The organism is Bacillus sp. S2(2024), assembly GCF_050474045.1.
Classification (GTDB): domain Bacteria; phylum Bacillota; class Bacilli; order Bacillales; family Bacillaceae_G; genus Bacillus_A; species Bacillus_A yunxiaonensis.
On sequence record NZ_JBFLUS010000003.1, the window covers coordinates 4,291,519 to 4,309,329 of the forward strand.

At 39.2% G+C, this 17,811-nt stretch carries 20 protein-coding genes; 4 read left to right on the forward strand and 16 right to left on the reverse strand.

All coding sequences use genetic code 11. The features are described from left to right. Positions 1 to 85: 85 nt before the first annotated feature. Together AB1284_RS21800 and AB1284_RS21805 are read right to left on the reverse strand one after the other, a co-directional pair. A complete protein-coding gene (locus AB1284_RS21800; protein WP_429753023.1) occupies positions 86 to 526 on the reverse strand; it encodes a low molecular weight protein arginine phosphatase in 441 nt (146 codons plus the stop codon). A 279-nt stretch (positions 527 to 805) separates the two neighbouring features. Further along, entirely contained in the window at positions 806 to 1,303 is a 498-nt protein-coding gene (locus tag AB1284_RS21805) for a PTS sugar transporter subunit IIA (protein ID WP_429753022.1), read from the reverse strand. Positions 1,304 to 1,653: 350 nt separating this feature from the next. On the opposite strand from AB1284_RS21805, the gene AB1284_RS21810 reads away from it, so the two are divergent. The 3 genes from AB1284_RS21810 (at position 1,654) to AB1284_RS21820 (ending at position 3,024) form a co-directional block, all read left to right on the forward strand. After that, positions 1,654 to 2,040 (forward strand): DoxX family protein, encoded by a 387-nt coding sequence (locus AB1284_RS21810; protein ID WP_377880416.1) that lies wholly within the window; start codon positions 1,654 to 1,656, stop codon positions 2,038 to 2,040. 177 nt (positions 2,041 to 2,217) lie between these two features. After that, complete coding sequence (locus AB1284_RS21815) at positions 2,218 to 2,826, forward strand: flavin reductase family protein (RefSeq protein ID WP_429753021.1); 609 nt, start codon at positions 2,218 to 2,220, stop codon at positions 2,824 to 2,826. A gap of 21 nt (positions 2,827 to 2,847) precedes the next feature. Further along, the gene (locus AB1284_RS21820; RefSeq protein WP_429753020.1) at positions 2,848 to 3,024 is read left to right on the forward strand and encodes a hypothetical protein; all 177 of its coding nucleotides are present in this window, start codon (positions 2,848 to 2,850) and stop codon (positions 3,022 to 3,024) included. Positions 3,025 to 3,142: 118 nt separating this feature from the next. Here the strand turns inward: AB1284_RS21820 and AB1284_RS21825 are convergent, their stop codons facing one another. From AB1284_RS21825 to AB1284_RS21885, 13 genes are all read right to left on the reverse strand, one after another. Next, positions 3,143 to 3,703 carry a manganese efflux pump MntP family protein gene (locus AB1284_RS21825; RefSeq protein ID WP_429753019.1) on the reverse strand — a complete coding sequence of 187 codons (561 nt, stop codon included), beginning with the start codon at positions 3,701 to 3,703 and terminating at the stop codon, positions 3,143 to 3,145. 57 nt (positions 3,704 to 3,760) lie between these two features. Further along, positions 3,761 to 4,804, reverse strand: a complete 1,044-nt coding sequence (locus AB1284_RS21830; protein ID WP_429753018.1) for an L-threonylcarbamoyladenylate synthase — start codon at positions 4,802 to 4,804, stop codon at positions 3,761 to 3,763. Between the two features lie 107 nt (positions 4,805 to 4,911). Further along, positions 4,912 to 5,370, reverse strand: a complete 459-nt coding sequence (locus AB1284_RS21835) for a mechanosensitive ion channel protein (RefSeq protein WP_429753017.1) — start codon at positions 5,368 to 5,370, stop codon at positions 4,912 to 4,914. Positions 5,371 to 5,422: 52 nt separating this feature from the next. Then, a complete protein-coding gene (gene spoIIR / locus AB1284_RS21840; protein ID WP_429753016.1) occupies positions 5,423 to 6,256 on the reverse strand; it encodes a stage II sporulation protein R in 834 nt (277 codons plus the stop codon). A 184-nt stretch (positions 6,257 to 6,440) separates the two neighbouring features. Next, complete coding sequence (gene prmC, locus AB1284_RS21845; protein WP_429753015.1) at positions 6,441 to 7,289, reverse strand: peptide chain release factor N(5)-glutamine methyltransferase; 849 nt, start codon at positions 7,287 to 7,289, stop codon at positions 6,441 to 6,443. Next, positions 7,289 to 8,356: a peptide chain release factor 1 gene (gene prfA, locus AB1284_RS21850; RefSeq protein WP_429754395.1), complete on the reverse strand. Its 1,068-nt coding sequence runs from the start codon at positions 8,354 to 8,356 to the stop codon at positions 7,289 to 7,291. Before prfA ends, prmC begins: the two co-directional genes overlap by 1 nt. Before the next feature lie 271 nt (positions 8,357 to 8,627). Then, on the reverse strand, positions 8,628 to 9,212 hold the full coding sequence (locus AB1284_RS21855) for a thymidine kinase (RefSeq protein WP_377880409.1): 585 nt from the start codon (positions 9,210 to 9,212) through the stop codon (positions 8,628 to 8,630). Between the two features lie 111 nt (positions 9,213 to 9,323). Next, on the reverse strand, positions 9,324 to 9,569 hold the full coding sequence (locus AB1284_RS21860) for a type B 50S ribosomal protein L31 (RefSeq protein ID WP_000643433.1): 246 nt from the start codon (positions 9,567 to 9,569) through the stop codon (positions 9,324 to 9,326). Positions 9,570 to 9,710: 141 nt separating this feature from the next. After that, the gene (gene rho, locus AB1284_RS21865; protein ID WP_098310040.1) at positions 9,711 to 10,982 is read right to left on the reverse strand and encodes a transcription termination factor Rho; all 1,272 of its coding nucleotides are present in this window, start codon (positions 10,980 to 10,982) and stop codon (positions 9,711 to 9,713) included. A gap of 212 nt (positions 10,983 to 11,194) precedes the next feature. Beyond that, positions 11,195 to 12,160: a class II fructose-bisphosphatase gene (gene glpX, locus AB1284_RS21870; protein WP_377880407.1), complete on the reverse strand. Its 966-nt coding sequence runs from the start codon at positions 12,158 to 12,160 to the stop codon at positions 11,195 to 11,197. Positions 12,161 to 12,425: 265 nt separating this feature from the next. Next, a complete protein-coding gene (locus tag AB1284_RS21875) occupies positions 12,426 to 13,715 on the reverse strand; it encodes a UDP-N-acetylglucosamine 1-carboxyvinyltransferase (RefSeq protein WP_429753014.1) in 1,290 nt (429 codons plus the stop codon). Positions 13,716 to 13,977: 262 nt separating this feature from the next. Then, on the reverse strand, positions 13,978 to 14,835 hold the full coding sequence (locus tag AB1284_RS21880; protein ID WP_429753013.1) for a class II fructose-bisphosphate aldolase: 858 nt from the start codon (positions 14,833 to 14,835) through the stop codon (positions 13,978 to 13,980). 211 nt (positions 14,836 to 15,046) lie between these two features. After that, complete coding sequence (locus tag AB1284_RS21885) at positions 15,047 to 15,415, reverse strand: response regulator (RefSeq protein ID WP_429753012.1); 369 nt, start codon at positions 15,413 to 15,415, stop codon at positions 15,047 to 15,049. A gap of 190 nt (positions 15,416 to 15,605) precedes the next feature. Between AB1284_RS21885 and AB1284_RS21890 the strand changes: the two genes are divergently transcribed. Continuing rightward, positions 15,606 to 16,133 (forward strand): DUF2529 domain-containing protein, encoded by a 528-nt coding sequence (locus AB1284_RS21890; protein ID WP_429753011.1) that lies wholly within the window; start codon positions 15,606 to 15,608, stop codon positions 16,131 to 16,133. Positions 16,134 to 16,170: 37 nt separating this feature from the next. Here AB1284_RS21890 and pyrG read toward each other — a convergent pair whose 3' ends face one another. Next, on the reverse strand, positions 16,171 to 17,778 hold the full coding sequence (pyrG, locus tag AB1284_RS21895; protein ID WP_429753010.1) for a CTP synthase: 1,608 nt from the start codon (positions 17,776 to 17,778) through the stop codon (positions 16,171 to 16,173). Positions 17,779 to 17,811: the final 33 nt, after the last annotated feature.

A 17,811-nucleotide genomic window follows, 5' to 3' on the forward strand; every position in this document is an offset into this window, starting at 1 on the left:
CGAACAGTTGACTCTATCTCAAACCTTTGAGATATAAGATCCGTTAAATCGAGATAATCTCCAATATGGTATTATACACGAAACATTAACTTTCTGAATGGTTTTTCAGCAAAGTTTGGACAAGTTGTTCCATTTCTTCCAGCGTTGCTTTATAAACAACAAGCGAACCGCCAAAAGGATCAGAAATGTCCTTATCTGTACCTTCTACAAATTCATATAATGTATGCACTTTTCCATTTACTTCTGGATGATTCGCTAGTAAAAGCTGCTTATGTCCCGTTGTCATTGTTAATACAACATCAGACCACTCTAACAACTCTTCCGTTACTTGCTGAGAAGCATGTGCAATTGAAATCCCTTTTTCTTCTAACGCACTTTTAGCATGCGCAGATGCATCGCTGCCTACCGCGGCAAATACACCCGCAGATTGCACTTCAAAATGCCTTTCTCCGTAATGCCGTAATAACGCCTCTGCCATCGGACTGCGGCATGTATTGCCTGTACAAACGAATAATACTCTCTTCACCAAACATCAACTCCTTATGATGGATATCTATGTTCATCATAACTCACAATGATAATGAAAAAAAGAAATGTATATACAGAAAAGCGCATTTCTTCTAGAAGAAATGCGCTCTCATTATGTATGTGAAACCCTATTTTCAAGTGACTACAATATAGTAACATAGAACAGGAAAAAATCTACTGCTATTCTTTCATTTTAATACCAGCCATTCCATTAGTGGAGGATGTAAAAAAGGAATCCACTTCAAATATGAAATGGATTCCTTATGAATCAAAACGATTATTTCATTGTTACTTTCATTACTGATGTTGAACCTTTTGTAGCTGCTACGCCAATAGTTGTTTCAATAGACTCTGTTGCATCTGTGTTTGTAATAACGATTGGTGTAATTGTGCTTTTTGCTTTTTCACGAATTAAGTCTAAGTCGAAAGAGATTAATTTATCGCCAGCTTTAACGGCTTGTCCTTCAGCTACATGTGCTTCGAAGCCTTCGCCTGCCATTGTTACAGTTTCTAATCCAACGTGGATTAAGATCTCTGCACCGTTTTTCGATTTAATACCTACAGCATGTTTTGTATGGAATAATTGTACGATTTCACCTTCTACTGGAGATACTACTACACCTTCAGTTGGATCAATTGCAACACCATTTCCCATCATACGTCCAGCGAATACTGGATCTGGTACTTCTTCAATATTTTTCACTTCTCCAGTTAATGGAGCTACGATTGTTTCTGCATTTGTTTTAGAACCAAGGCCAAATAATTTTTTAAACATAGGATAATCCTCCTTATAATCCTTACTTATAATACATTTCATAGAACTCATTAGTTACAACTCAAATCTTTACTGGCGCATGAACACTTTCGCTGTCAACCAGAACCCTATTGTATCGCCTTGCAAAATTCCAGTCAATTCAGACAGTCTGAATTTAAACGGAAAGAAGTTAACTTCTTCATTTCTATTTAAGCTTTTTTTCTTCAAGTTGTCTAGAGGTCTTAATAACATAATAATTTTTTACTTATCGTTTGTAAAATTTTTTATTAAAGTTACTTGACTAAAGTAAGTAACTGTTTTATCATAACTTACATAAGATAAGTAAATAACTTTTTAGGAGGTATTATAAAATGATGAACATTGGTCTTCTTATTATTCGTCTTATTATCGGGGTTACATTCATGGGGCATGGTACTCAAAAATTATTCGGCTGGTTTGGCGGCTATGGTTTAAAAGGCACTGGCGGCTGGATGGAATCAATTGGCTTACGACCAGGAGTGTTTATGGCGTTTATGGCCGGAGCAACTGAATTATTAGGCGGTTTCTTATTCGCTGCTGGTATTTTCACTTGGGTAGGTGCTCTATTTATTGTTGGTACAATGTTAATAGCTATCTTCACAGTTCATGGTAAAAATGGTTACTGGGTTACACAAAACGGTTTTGAATATAACCTTATCTTAATCGCAGTTGCAGTTGGCGTTGCTCTTATTGGACCTGGCGCTTACACTTTAATTTAACCAAATACCTCGAATTCAAGATATTTATCAATTCAATCCCTCACAAATCATTGTGAGGGATTTTTTCATGACCTTTACAAAAATCGGCAGAAAAATATTTTTTCAGCAGGAGTTTTCCTCCTTTATCTTGTAAACAAACAAAGAAGCGTTATCGATATTAGAAGGGAGATTACATACATGCTGTCTATTAATCCAAATGAACAAACTGAAAGAGACAATTACAAATTATTAACAGGAAGCATCATTCCGCGCCCAGTTGCCTTCGTCACAACTGTTACCAATGATGGAGTACTAAACGGAGCGCCATTTAGCTACTTTAATATCGTTGCTGCTAATCCGCCTCTTATCTCCGTTTCTGTGCAGCGAAAAAATGGAGAGCCAAAAGATACAGCAAGAAATGCGATGGAAAAAGAAGAATTTGTCGTGCATATTTCTGATGAATCGTACGCGGAGGCTATCAATGAAACAGCAGCTAGCCTCCCGCCTAATGAAAGTGAAATTGAACTTGCAAAACTAACGCCAATTGACAGCGATGTCATTTCTGTACCAGGAGTAAAAGAAGCGAGCATCCGTATGGAATGCGTACTAGAGCGCTCTATTCAGCTAGGCGGAACAGAAGATTCCCCAGCATGCGATCTATTAATCGGACGCATCGTACGTTTCCATATCGCTGAGCACTTATACGAAAATGGACGTATTCATGCTGAAGGTTTAAAACCAATAAGCCGTCTAGCAGGACATAACTACGCAAAACTTGGAGAGCAGTTTGAACTTGTAAGGCCATAAAACTAAAAAGGAGACTTCATGATGAATAATGAAAAAGAACGTATTATTTTAGACATTAGTGCTACTTTAACCAATCTCAATGGAATTACAGAAGAAGAGCTGAAAAATTTCCCATATGAAATCTTAAAAGAAATAGAGGAAAAGCTTAAAGAAACCGCTCAAAAAGTTCAAGATGGAATTGACCAACTAAAAAGCTAAACATACATTACAAAAAGTCCAGTCATTCATTAGGGCTGGACTTCCTTATGTTATAAATCTTCATGCTTCTTACCAAATAAATCTACTTCTTCTTTCTTTAACAAATGGACGTTTCATTTCATACGGAAAATAGTAATTTGATTCCAAACCCAACAAGTATAATCCCGCCAAGCACTTCCCCATACGTTCCAAGAACACTTTGTGCCCTGCGGCCAATTAACAATCCGCTCCAAGTGAGCAGCATACTTACAACGCCGAATATAAGGATGGTTACAAACGTACGTGCTCCGTAAATCCCAAGGCTTAAACCGACAGAAAAACTATCCACACTCACACTAAAAGCAAATAACAATAAACTCCCGCCGGCAGGAACGCTCCTATACTCATCATCATGAAAGATTGAGCTATATACAATGTGAAATCCTAATCCCATTAATAAAATACTACCTATAATTGTAGTAATGGAGCCAAATTGCTCTGATAAAAAGCGGCCGAGCATGATGCCGATAAAAGGCATGATTATATGAAATATACCAATTATAATGCCAATATAAAAGATTTGACGCGGCTTAAGTGTAATCATCCCCATACCGAGGCTAACAGAAAACGCATCAAGCCCTAGCGCAAATGCCATAATAAAAAGCGGCAACAACTCGCTTAGAATATGTTCCATCGTCATAATGTCCCTCCTCGGACTTGCTACTTCAAAATATGCACGTCCGAGGAGAGATAGAATTTATTTTTCGAAGATGATTTGATGACCTGCAGCTTTCGTTAAACGATTCATGATTGCACTACCAATTCCATCGCTTGGGAACGACTCGCTAAAAATAATATCAACATCGCTCGCATCAAATGTACGCAATACGTCATAAAGCTTTGTCGCAACTGTCGCTAAGTCACTGCGCTTTCCACAAGCGAGGACAACCTCCGCTTTATACACATGCTGATATTCCTCTGTTGTTAATACACCTACTTTATAACCCTCTTGCTCTTTGTTATCCACAAGTTGTTGAATAAATGCACGCGAACCTTCAACAATGCTAAGCGGCGCTTTCGGTGCATAATGTGTATATTTCATTCCTGGAGATTTTGGTTTTTCCGTTTCATCCTTTAATGCTGGATCTAACAAAACAGGTCCAATCACTTCCTCTAATTGCTCTTTCGTAATACCGCCTGGGCGCAAAATCGTCGGTATTTCACTCGTACAATCTACTACAGTAGATTCAACACCAACACCAGTTGCCCCGCCATCAACAATACCCGCAATTTTTCCATTTAAATCTTCATATACATGAGAAGCGAGTGTCGGACTAGGGCGACCGGAACGATTCGCACTTGGAGCTGCTACCGGTACATTCGCCGCTTCAATAAGCGCCAATGCTACCGGATGATCCGGCATTCGAACTGCCACTGTATGTAATCCAGCTGTTACCTTTTCAGAAATGCCTTCTTTTTTCGGAAAAATAAGTGTTAATGGCCCTGGCCAGAAATGTTCCATCAATACATTCGCCACTGGCGGAATATGAGCCACAATGCCATCTAATTGTTCTTCCGTACCAATATGTACAATAAGTGGATTATCACTTGGTCTTCCTTTTGCTTCAAAAATTTTCGCAACAGCTTCGTCGTTTAATGCATTCGCACCGAGTCCGTATACTGTTTCAGTCGGGAACGCTACTGCTTCATTTTCTCGTAATAAATGCGCTGCTTCTTGCAACTGTGGATAATCTTTTTTTATTTCCACAACATTATCCACAACCCACATTTTTGTATTCATTTCTTTCCACGTCCTTTTCTACCATGAAATACTTGTTATTTGTAGTTTACTATGAGATTTATCCAAAAGACAAATAAGATTTATCCACAAAATGTGGATAAATCAATTTAATCGGTGGATAACTTTGTGAATAGCTGACAATTTAGTATAATTACATTTGGCTGTTTTATATTTTCACAAAAATGTTCTAATGTCTGAATTCCCTCTGATACAGCATCCCTTTCCACAGCTTCAAATTGAAAAAACTGAAATATTGCAACTGACAGCGGACTGTTTGTGAGCAAATATAATTGTTCAATACTTCTCTCTTTAATATACTGCAAAAGTGTTTCGAAAAAATGCAAGAATGTAACGTTATCCACAGCGGGTGTGAACAAACAAGAACGAAGAAGTGCATCGTTTCCAATTTGCTCATATCCAATAGCGGCTTGAATTTGTCCATCTTCTTCTAATATCATAAAGTTCTCATATAATTGATCTAATCGTTCTTCCTTCATATGAGCTTGTCCAAAAAAGGCCTGCAATCTTTCTACATCTGTTTTTGTAGCAAAACGTATTTGCTTCATACATAATCCCTCCCCATACTTTTATATATGAGGAGGGATTACCTTTTAGAACTTATTTGGAAAATAAAGATGTAAATGCTTCAACGATAAACAATTTTACCTTTGGTTTTTCTTCCGTTTCTTCCACTACCTTCACGCGCTCTTCTTTTTGAACTGTATGCGGTTCATCTTGCTTTACTTCTTCTTGTTCCTGTAATTCTTTCTCAACGCTGTTTTCGCGTACAGGTTTTGCTTTCACTTTTTGTTTAGGTGCAAGATTCGTCTCTTTCTTAGCTTTAAGAGATTGCTTTACTTCTTCTCTTACAACTTCCTTTTGCACATAATTTTCTTCTATATCGTCCTCATCAATTGTTTCTGCCTTTACAACCTTCTCTTCTTTCTTCACAGCTGTACCACTAGAGAAATCTAAGAAACACATTGGAGGAAATAATACACACCACCAATTTGCACCTTCACCTTTACCAATTGTCACAAGTACTGCTTCATACTCTCCAGCCGGATAAATAAAGTTCCCATACAATTTCGTTGGAAATTTTATATGTTTATTAAACTGAACTGTAAAAGTTTCCTTACTTCCTTCTCGTTTCAACGTGTTCGCTACTGTTTTTTCAAGTTCTGGAATACGGCTTCGGATGATACGACGTGCGTCTTCAAACGATTTTAAATCTGCCACCCAGCTATCGATTTGTGCTTTCACTTCATCGCGCACTTTACGTTTCAACTCTTGATCTTCCTTCGAATCACTATTAGCCAAAATACGTAATCGAATCGCTTCTTTAGGAATCACGACAGGTTCCTTTGCATCAGCTTTCATATATCCAAAGTGCGCAATCATTTGTGCACCGATTAATAATAAAAGTAGATAAGCAATCGCTTGTTTTTTCATCCTATCTCCACCGCCCCTTCAGTAAAACAGTGTAGACAAGTTTTTTTCTTTCTAAACTACTAAATTCAGAATCTATTCAATTTTTAGGTCATGTCTACTGATATATCGGCCGTTATTTTCGATATATCAGTGGACCTAGAAGGAGCTGACAAAAGTCCATTTTCAGGTCAGCCCCTTGTTAAAATTACATTTCCGCAAAAACCATACGATCTTTTCCATTAATATCAAAGACAACCTCGACATGTGCATGCGGGAATGTTTCTTGCAGCAGGGCACGCACATCCTCCCCTTGCCCTACACCTACTTCAAAGGCAACAATCGCTTCTTCTTGTAGAACTTTTGGCAGCTCTTCCATAAAGCGTCTATAGAAATCAAGTCCATCTTCACCGCCAACAAGCGCACGCTTTGGCTCATGCTCTTTCACAACAGAAGAAAGCCCTCTCCAATCTTCTTCTGGAATATAAGGAGGATTCGAAACAACAACATCAAGCTTTTGCTTCGTTTCCTGAAACGGCGACAATAAATCACCGTGGTAGAACGTTACTTTTGCCTCTAATTCTGCTGCATTTTTCTGTGCCACTTCAACCGACTCCGGAGCAATATCCACTGTGTACACATGTAAGTGTGGATTTTCTAAAGCAAGGGTAATCGAAATCGCTCCGCTGCCAGTACCAATGTCCGCCACATGCACACGTTTATCTCCAAATTTACGTTGAATGCGTGTTAATACGCCTAGTACAAGCTCTTCTGTTTCCGGTCTTGGTATTAGTACCTCTTCATTTACGAAAAATGGCCGCCCATAAAACATTTCATGTCCAATTAAGTACTGAACAGGTATACCCTCCACATGCTTGTGGATAAAGTTTGTAAAAGTTTGCTCTTGTTCTTCCGTTAACTCTTCACGCATATTCATCATTAAACCTGTTCGATTCGTCTTTAATACATGACAAAGGACAATTTCTCCCGCATTTTCATCTCGCCCATTTTCTTGTAAAAAAGAAGAAGCCCATTTCAGGGCTTCATAGACACGCATTACTCAGCTGCCTCCATCTTTTGCGCCTGATCTTCCATCACTAAGGCATTGATGAAATCATCTAACTTACCTTGTAAGATTTGATCTAGCTTCTGAATCGTTAAACCGATTCGATGGTCTGTAACACGATTTTGCGGGAAGTTATACGTACGAATACGCTCAGAACGATCACCAGTTCCAACAGCTTGTTTACGGTTTTGATCGTACTCAGCTTGCGCTTCTTGTCTAAACTTATCATAAACACGTGCACGTAATACTTTCATTGCTTTTTCTTTATTCTTAATTTGTGATTTTTCATCCTGACAAGAAACAACTACACCAGTCGGTAAATGCGTTAAACGTACCGCTGACATCGTTGTATTAACACTTTGTCCACCAGGACCACTAGAAGCAAACGTATCCACACGAACATCTTTTTCATGAATATCGATTTCTACTTCTTCTGCTTCCGGTAATACAGCTACAGTTGCTGTAGAAGTATGGATACGTCCTCCAGATTCTGTTTCTGGAACACGCTGCACACGGTGCGCACCATTTTCAAATTTCAACTTTGCAAAAGCGCCTTTACCGTTGATCATAAAGATAATCTCTTTATATCCACCTAGTTCTGTATAGCTCGCTTCGATAATTTCAGTTTTCCAACCTTGCACCTCAGCATAACGGCTATACATACGGTATAAATCACCAGCAAATAACGCCGCTTCATCACCACCAGCAGCACCACGAACCTCTACGATAACGTTCTTATCATCATTCGGGTCCTTTGGAACAAGTAAAATTTTCAGACGCTCTGCTAATTCTTTCTCTTGTCCCTCTAGCTCAGACACTTCTTCTTTTACCATTTCACGCATGTCAGCATCTAACTTCTCTTCTAACATCGCTTTTGCATCTCTTAATTGTTCACGAGTATCTTTATACTCACGGTACACCTCTACCGTCTCTTGTATATCAGATTGTTCTTTTGAATACTCACGAAGTTTGTTTGAATCACTTATAATCTCTGGATCACTTAAAAGCTCGTTTAACTTCTCATAACGGTCTTCTACAGCTTGCAAACGATCTAACACAATATTCACCTCAACATCCTAGTCTCTAATCTAATACAAATAGTATATGGTACATAACAAAAAAAACGCAAATTATATTTAAAAGCGCAGGCGGCTCGCTCAGAATGGGAGGAGGATGGAGCTTCTGACGTAGAGGCGCCCTTTTGCCTCACAGGAAGAAGCGAAGCCACCGACCATTCTTGCCGCCGGAGCTAGATATCATCTAAAAACGCAAACGGCTCATTCCGCTCCTACGTATTTTCTAAAAAAACCCGCTTTATGTAGCGAGTTTTTATCTCTGTTTAGTTGGCACAGCATGACAATGACGACAACGTGGTTCATATGATTCTGATGCAGCAACTAAAATAATAGGATCATCAAAAGACGCTGGTTCCCCGTCAATTAAACGTTGCGTACGACTTGCAGGAGATCCACACTTAGCACATACTGCTTGCAGCTTCGTCACATGCTCCGCAATTGCCATAAGCTGAGGAACTTGTCCAAATGGTAGACCACGGAAATCTTGGTCTAAACCGGCAACAATCACACGATAGCCGCGGTTTGCCAATTCTTGCACCACTTCCACAATGTCCCCATCAAAAAATTGCACTTCATCAATTGCTATAACATCTATATCTTCTGTTACATGCTCAAACATCTCTTTTGAAGCCGCAACAGGAACTGCTCTTACTTTCAATCCATTATGCGACACAACATCTTCTTCACTATAACGATTATCAATACACGGTTTAAATACAATTGCATTTTGCTTTGCAAATTGCGTCCGGCGTACACGGCGGATGAGCTCTTCTGATTTCCCTGAAAACATGCTTCCGCAAACCACTTCAATCCAACCGTCTTGATTTATTAAGTACATGAGAGCTCCTCCTTTCGTCTACTTATTCTTACTGTAAGTAGGTAAAGGTTTATATTTTCGCAAAAAAAACAGACAAGCGGATATATACACTTGCCTGCTTTATGTTTGTTATTACTTAAGGCCGTATTTCTTGTTGAAGCGATCAACACGTCCGTCTGCAGTAGCAAACTTCTGACGTCCTGTGTAGAATGGGTGAGAATCAGAACTGATCTCAACTTTTAATAATGGATAAGTGTTACCATCTTCCCACTCAACAGTTTCGTTAGAACCTTTTGTAGATCCGCTTAAGAATTTGAAGCCTGTGTTAGTATCCATAAATACAACTTTCTTGTAATCTGGATGGATTCCTGCTTTCATTCTTTTCATCTCCTTCCGCCCTGAATCATTTTCGAAACAGAGTTTTTTCATCGTTAGCTGCAATCACAACTATAATGATGAAACACACATGATGAAATTATAACAAGGCTATCTGCATTTTGCAACTACCTGTTTTTAGCATTACTTCATCGCGACGTATCTCTTTGAATCTTCAGGAATATTTTTTAGAAATTCTTCATTGGTCTTCGTTTGACGCAACTTGCGTAAGAAGCTTTCTATGAAATCTGGTGTATCTCTCATTGTTTTTCGAATACCCCATAACTTGTCTAAATGCTCTTTTGGAATTAATAGATCTTCTTTTCTTGTACCAGAACGACGAATATCAATTGCTGGGAAAATACGACGTTCTGCTAAAGAACGATCTAAGTGAAGCTCCATATTTCCTGTTCCCTTAAACTCTTCATAAATGACATCATCCATACGGGATCCTGTGTCAACAAGAGCTGTTGCTAAAATTGTTAAGCTACCGCCCTCTTCAATATTACGAGCTGCTCCGAAAAAGCGCTTTGGCCTGTGGAACGCTGCTGGGTCAATACCACCTGACAACGTACGTCCACTTGGTGGAATTACAAGGTTGTAAGCACGCGCTAAACGGGTAATACTATCCATTAAAATGATAACGTCTTTTTTATGCTCAACAAGACGCATTGCACGCTCTAGCACAAGCTCAGCCACTTTAATGTGATTCTCTGGAACCTCATCAAAAGTAGAGCTTACAACATCACCTTTTACAGAACGTTCAATATCTGTTACTTCCTCTGGACGTTCGTCAATTAAAAGTACAATCAGTTCTGCTTCCGGATGATTCGTTGTAACGCTGTGGGCAATCTCTTTTAACAGCATCGTTTTACCAGCCTTTGGAGGCGCAACAATTAGACCGCGTTGACCAAACCCCACTGGTGCAATTAAATCCATGATGCGTGTTGATAGTTTCTTCGTTTCTGTCTCCAATTTCATTTGACGATTTGGATATAACGGTGTTAACGCTGGGAAATGCACACGTTCTTTTGCTGATTCCGGATCATCCCCATTAACTGCTTCAACTTGCAACAATCCAAAATAACGTTCATTTTCTTTCGGAGGTCGCACTTTACCAGAAACTTTGTCTCCATTACGCAAATCAAAACGACGAATTTGCGAAGCTGAAATATAAATATCTTCAGAACTCGGAGAATAGTTGATTGGACGTAAGAATCCAAATCCTTCTGATTGAATAATTTCAAGTACACCTTCCATGAAAAAGAAACCTTCTTTTTCTGCTCGCGCTTTTAAAATTGCAAAAATTAATTCTTTCTTTGTTAACTTGCTGTAATAAGAAATCTTAAATTCTTTCGCAAGCTCATATAACTCTTTTAATTTCATGTTCTCTAACGCTGAAATTGTTAGATTCATTCAGACACCACACTTTAACATTATTCTCTTTTCACATGGGTAAGGGATTTTACGGAAGGCAAATACGTAATAATGAAAGGCAATACGTACAAGTAGGGTAATATTCACTATTGTAACCCTTTTACCTCATTTTAATCAATACGTTGCGAGACAAATACAAGAAGCGAAGACAATAAAATTTGTCTTCGCTCTACTCATCCTTTGCACACTTCTTACTTTATAACTAAGTTTGGTTTCTTGCTTAAGCTGTGACGCCCATCAACAAAGCGAACCGTCCCAGATTTCGCGCGCATAACAAGGGAGTGTGTTGTCCCGATACTGCCTTTAAATTGAACGCCGCGCAGTAATTCTCCGTCCGTAACACCTGTTGCTGCAAAGATTGCATCGTCGCCTCTTACTAAATCTTCCATACGAAGAATGCGGTTAATATCATCAATGCCCATCTTTTTGCAGCGCTCTAATTCTGCTTCATTTTGCGGAAGAAGCTTTCCTTGAATTTCTCCGCCTAAACATTTTAATGCAACAGCTGCTAGTACCCCTTCAGGTGCACCGCCAGATCCGAATAAAATGTCAACGCCTGTGCGATCAAATGCTGTGTTGATTGCACCAGCTACATCACCATCATTAATTAATTTAATGCGAGCTCCCGCTTTACGGATCTCCTCAATAATCGCTTGATGACGCGGTCTATTTAAAATAGTTGCTACAACATCTTCAATATCCTTGTTTTTTGCCTTTGCAACAGCGCGTAAATTATCAATAACCGGTGCATTAATATCAACAGCACCAACCGCTTCTGGACCAACTGCAATTTTCTCCATATACATATCAGGTGCATGCAGTAAATTTCCATGGTCTGCTACTGCAATAACAGCTAATGCATTCCATCCTCCTGCTGCAACGATATTTGTTCCCTCTAACGGATCAACCGCTACATCAACGCGCGGACCATATCCAGTTCCTAATTTTTCACCGATATATAGCATCGGCGCTTCATCCATTTCCCCTTCGCCAATTACCACGGTTCCTTTCATTGGTACTGTATCAAATACATCGCGCATCGCTGACGTTGCTGCACCATCTGCTTCATCTTTCTTACCGCGTCCCATCCAACGCGCAGACGATAACGCCGCAGCCTCTGTTACACGTACTAATTCCATGGATAAACTTCTTTCCACTGTAATCCCTCTCCTTTAAGCCGTAATATTTATATCGCGCTAACAGGCAGTAAGACTTCCACCTCAACATTCTGAGAACACAGAAAAGATAGGCGGGAGATAACTGCCGGCACGTGCCCGATTGGTTCTACTAACCATCAATGGAGAATCCCCCACTGATGGAAGTTTCACTTTATCTCATACTTAACGTTTAATAGAATTTTCACCTTATGCCGTCTTTACTTACTTTTTGTACACATATATCACTTTACCCATGTAAAGCTCTTTATGCATTTTTCATCTGTTCAATCTCTTGACTTGTCATTTTTTCACGCCAAATTTTCGCTCCAAGACCTCGAAGCTTATCTTCTAGATTTTCATATCCACGATCAATATGCTCTAGTCCTGTAACTTCTGTGATTCCTTCTGCCATTAAACCTGCAATTACAAGCGCAGCCCCAGCGCGTAAGTCACTCGCTTTTACTTTAGCTCCTTGCAGCGAGGCAGGGCCTGTTACGATAGCAGAACGACCTTCCACTTTAATTTGCGCATTCATTCTTCTCAACTCATCTATATGTTTAAAACGCGCTCCGTAAATGGTATCCGTTACAACTGCCGTGCCATTCGCTTTCGTTAATAACGCTGTAAATGGTTGCTGTAAATCAGTCGGAAATCCTGGATAAACGAGTGTTTTTACATCTACCATTTTTAACTGGCGACTCCCATTTACCACAATTTGATCATCGTGTGTATCTACTTTTACACCCATTTCTCGAAGCTTAGCCGTTATAGATTCTAAATGCTGTGGAATCACATTATCAACTGTAACTTCACCGCCAGAAGCTGCGCCCAAAATCATATATGTTCCAGCCTCAATACGATCAGGGATAATAGAATGGTAACAACCATGAAGCGATTCAACACCATCAATACGAATCACGTCTGTTCCCGCTCCTTTAATACGAGCACCCATGCTTGTAAGAAGCGTCGCTACATCAATAATTTCTGGTTCTTTCGCTGCATTTTCAATTACTGTTCTACCTTTTGCACGCACTGCGGCAAGCATAATATTAATTGTCGCACCTACGCTGACAACATCTAAATAAATACGCGCTCCCCTCAGTTCATCTGCACGTAAATATATTGCACCTTGCTCATTTGTTACATGCGCTCCAAGTGCTTCGAACCCCTTAATATGCTGGTCAATTGGCCTTGGTCCTAGATGACATCCACCAGGAAGCCCAATTACTGCTTTTTTGAAACGACCGAGCATCGCTCCCATTAAATAATAAGAAGCACGCAGTTTTTTTACCTTTCCATTCGGAAGAGGCATGGCTACCATTTTGGAAGGATCAATTGTCATTTCTTCATCTTGATGATACACAACAGAACCACCGATTTCTTCCAATAAGTCACCAAGTATTTTCACATCAGAAATATTAGGTACACCACCGATTGTAACTGGTGTTTCTGCTAAGATGGTCGCGGGAATAAGCGCAACAGCGCTGTTTTTTGCGCCGCTTACACGAATCGAACCTTGTAAAGGCACACCGCCTTCAATCAGCAACTTGTCCATTTTGGGCCCCCTTCTTGTGAATTCATCTCCCGTTCCAGCCCCCCACTATAACGGGTAATTTCACCACTTCGGATACGTTTTTACACGTATGAGTATATACATGCTATTCGTTTCCTCTATTTTTACACAATTACAGAAATATTTCCTTTCAAACGCCTTAACAAGTAGAACATTTTCTATCCCACAAAATGTTCACGCTTTCATTATACAACGAAACGAAACCGTCTAAAAGGCTAGACGGTTTCTAAAAACATTTTTAGAATTATGCTTGACCGTTAGAACCAAATTCACGAATTTTACCGATTACAGTCGCTTTAATTGCTTCACGACCAGGTCCGATAAATTTACGAGGATCGTAAACTTCTTGGTCTTTATTTAATACTTCACGAACCGCTTTTGTAAACTCAATTTGGTTTTCAGTGTTTACGTTAATTTTAGAAGTACCTAAAGAAATAGCTTTTTTGATGTCAGCTGTTGGGATACCAGTACCACCGTGAAGTACTAAAGGTACACCAGTTAAGTCACGAACTTCTTCCATTTCTTTGAATCCTAAGTTAGGCTCACCTTTGTAAGGACCATGTACAGAACCTAATGCTGGAGCTAGACAGTCAATACCTGTTGCAGCTACTAGTTCTTTACATTCTTGAGGATCAGCGTAGATAACACCTTCAGCTACTACGTCATCTTCTTGTCCGCCAACTGTACCAAGCTCAGCTTCTACAGATACGTTACGAGCATGTGCATATTCTACTACTTTTTTAGTAGTCTCGATATTTTCTTCAAATGGGTGGTGAGAAGCGTCGATCATTACAGATGTGAAACCTGCATCAATTGCTTCTTTACATTTTTCAAAGCTTGAACCATGGTCAAGGTGAATCGCAACAGGAACAGTGATGTTCATTTCTTCGATTAAAGCTTTAACCATAGCTACAACTGTTTTGAAACCAGTCATATGACGAGCTGCACCCTCAGATACGCCTAAAATTACAGGAGATTTTTCTTCTTCCGCAGCAGCTAAGATAGCTTGTGTCCATTCTAAGTTATTCATGTTGAATTGGCCAACTGCGTATTTTCCTTCTAGCGCTTTGTTTAGCATTTCTTTCATGGAAACTAAAGGCATGGTGAATCCTCCTAAAAAACGTTTTTTGTATCCGATAAGTTCTTATCGATGGTAGTATGACCACGACAAGGAAAAATATGTATAATCACATACCGGACTTTTTTCTACACTCCATAGGATACCAACTTGTACCCAAAAACTCAACTGCATTCACCTGCTCATCAGCCCATGAAAACGCTTTTTTCTGTATTTTTTAATAAAAAATTCACGATTACGCTTGTACCGTAATTTCTTTTCGCACAGCGCTGCGAATTTCATCAATATCAAACGGCTTTGCAAAGTGCATTAATGCACCAAGGTCTTTCGCTTCTTGAATCATATCTAATTCACCATAAGCCGTCATTAAAATCACTTTAATGTCTCGATTAATTTCTTTCACATGTTTTAAAATTTCAATTCCATCCATACCTGGAATTTTCATATCTAAAATAACTAAATCAGGACAGTCATTTTTCACAATATCAAGGGCTTGAAAACCGTTTGCTGCTTGGAATGTTTGATAACCTTCCTTTTGAAACACCTCGTGTAATAAAACACGAATGCCGTATTGATCATCAACGATTAGGATTTTCCCTTCCATGTTATCCAACCTTTCTATATAAATACAAAATTTATATTTCTCATATCTCTTTCGATTATTTTCGCTACTTTTTATCAAATTCCTTCCTATTCTTTCTTATTTTACCGCCTGTTATTTACTAGCGCTAGCACCTTTATGAAAAAATAAGCTATAATGAAAGCCGTCTAACACGTTAGAAAGGAGCATCCTTATGTTTAAAATTTTTTCCACTCAGCTAGGTGGCTATTTCACAAGAATTGCTCAGAAAGAAGAGATGAATATAGAAGATAGCGCTCGTTTACTTGCACAGGCATTAGTTGGAGATGGCCACATTTATTTGCACGGTACGAAAGAGATGGAAGGTGTAATTTGTGAGGCTTTATATGGATCCGAGCCTATGCAAAATGCAAAACGTCTATTTGAAGATAGTAAACAAGCAGACGTAACTGCCTCTGACCGCATACTACTTATCAGCCGCTTTTCCACAGATGAAGATATCATTTCATTAGCAAAACAGTTGCAAGAAAACGGTCATTTCATTGTTGGTATTTCTGCAAAACAAAAAGGCGAATTGTCACTAGAGCAATTCACCGATGCACATATCGATACAAAACTTGTAAAAGCATTAATTCCAGATGACGATGGCTCTCGCTATGGCTTTCCAAGTTTAATAACAGCTTTATTTGCATATCATGGATTAAAATTTACAATCGATGACATTATGAATGAATATGAGTAACAAAAAAAGGCGCCCTATATAGGACGCCTTTTTCTTATTACTTACCTTCTTTATTAATAATAGAAGCTTCTACGAAGTCACGGAACAATGGTTGCGGACGATTTGGACGAGATACAAGTTCTGGGTGGAACTGTGATGCCACGAACCAAGGATGTTCTTTTAATTCGATAATTTCTACTAAACGGCCGTCTGGGCTTGTACCAGAGAAAATGAATCCTGCATTTTCCATATCTGGACGGAATTGATTATTGAACTCATAACGATGACGATGACGCTCATAAACAACTGGCTCGTTATACGCGTTGTAAGCATTTGTTTCTGGTGTAAGCTTACATGGGTATAGACCAAGACGAAGTGTACCGCCTAAATCTTCTACATCTTTTTGTTCTGGTAATAAATCGATAATTGCGTAAGGCGTGTCAGGATTGATTTCAGAAGAGTTCGCACCTTCTAATCCTAATACGTTACGTGCAAACTCGATTGACGCAAGTTGCATACCTAAGCAAATTCCTAGGAATGGAACTTTGTTTTCACGTGCATATTGAATTGCAGCGATTTTACCTTCAACACCGCGGTCACCGAAACCACCTGGTACAAGGATACCATCTGTATCGCCAACTAATTCTTTCACGTTTTCTGCTGTTACGTGCTCAGCATTTACCCATTTCACTTCTACATCTGTATCAAATTTATAACCTGCATGACGAAGTGCTTCTACAACAGAAATGTATGCATCTTGAAGCTCTACATATTTACCAACAAGAGCGATTTTTGTTTTCTTAGACAGGTTGCGTACTTTTTCTACTAATGCATTCCACTCTGTCATGTCTGCAGTTGGATTGTCTAGTTTTAAGTGATCGCAAACGATTTGGTCCATATTTTGCTCTTGAAGAGATAATGGAACTGCATATAATGTATCTGCATCGCGTGCTTCAATTACTGCTTTTGGATCAATATCGCAGAATAACGCTAGCTTATCTTTCATATCTTGAGAAACAGGAAGTTCTGTACGAACAACGATAATGTTTGGCTGAATACCTAAGCTGCGAAGTTCTTTAACGCTGTGCTGCGTTGGTTTTGTTTTCATTTCACCCGCTGCTTTTAAGTACGGGATTAATGTACAGTGGATGTACATTACGTTGTCACGGCCAATATCGCTCTTAATTTGGCGAATTGCTTCTAGGAATGGTAGAGACTCGATGTCACCAACAGTTCCGCCGATTTCTGTAATGATAACGTCTGCATTTGTTTCACGACCCGCACGGAATACGCGTTCTTTAATTTCGTTTGTAATGTGAGGAATAACTTGAACTGTTCCCCCTAAATATTCACCACGACGCTCTTTTTGAAGAACAGAAGAGTAAATTTTACCTGTTGTTACGTTGCTGTATTTATTTAAGTTAATATCGATGAAACGCTCATAGTGACCAAGGTCTAAGTCTGTTTCTGCACCATCATCTGTTACGAAAACCTCACCGTGTTGGTATGGGCTCATTGTCCCTGGGTCCACGTTAATGTATGGATCAAACTTTTGGATTGTTACGTTTAGTCCTCTGTTTTTTAAAAGTCTTCCTAAAGATGCTGCTGTAATACCTTTTCCTAAAGAAGATACTACACCGCCTGTGACAAAAATATACTTAGTCATGAAAGTACTCCCTTCTAGTTTGCTGTTATATAA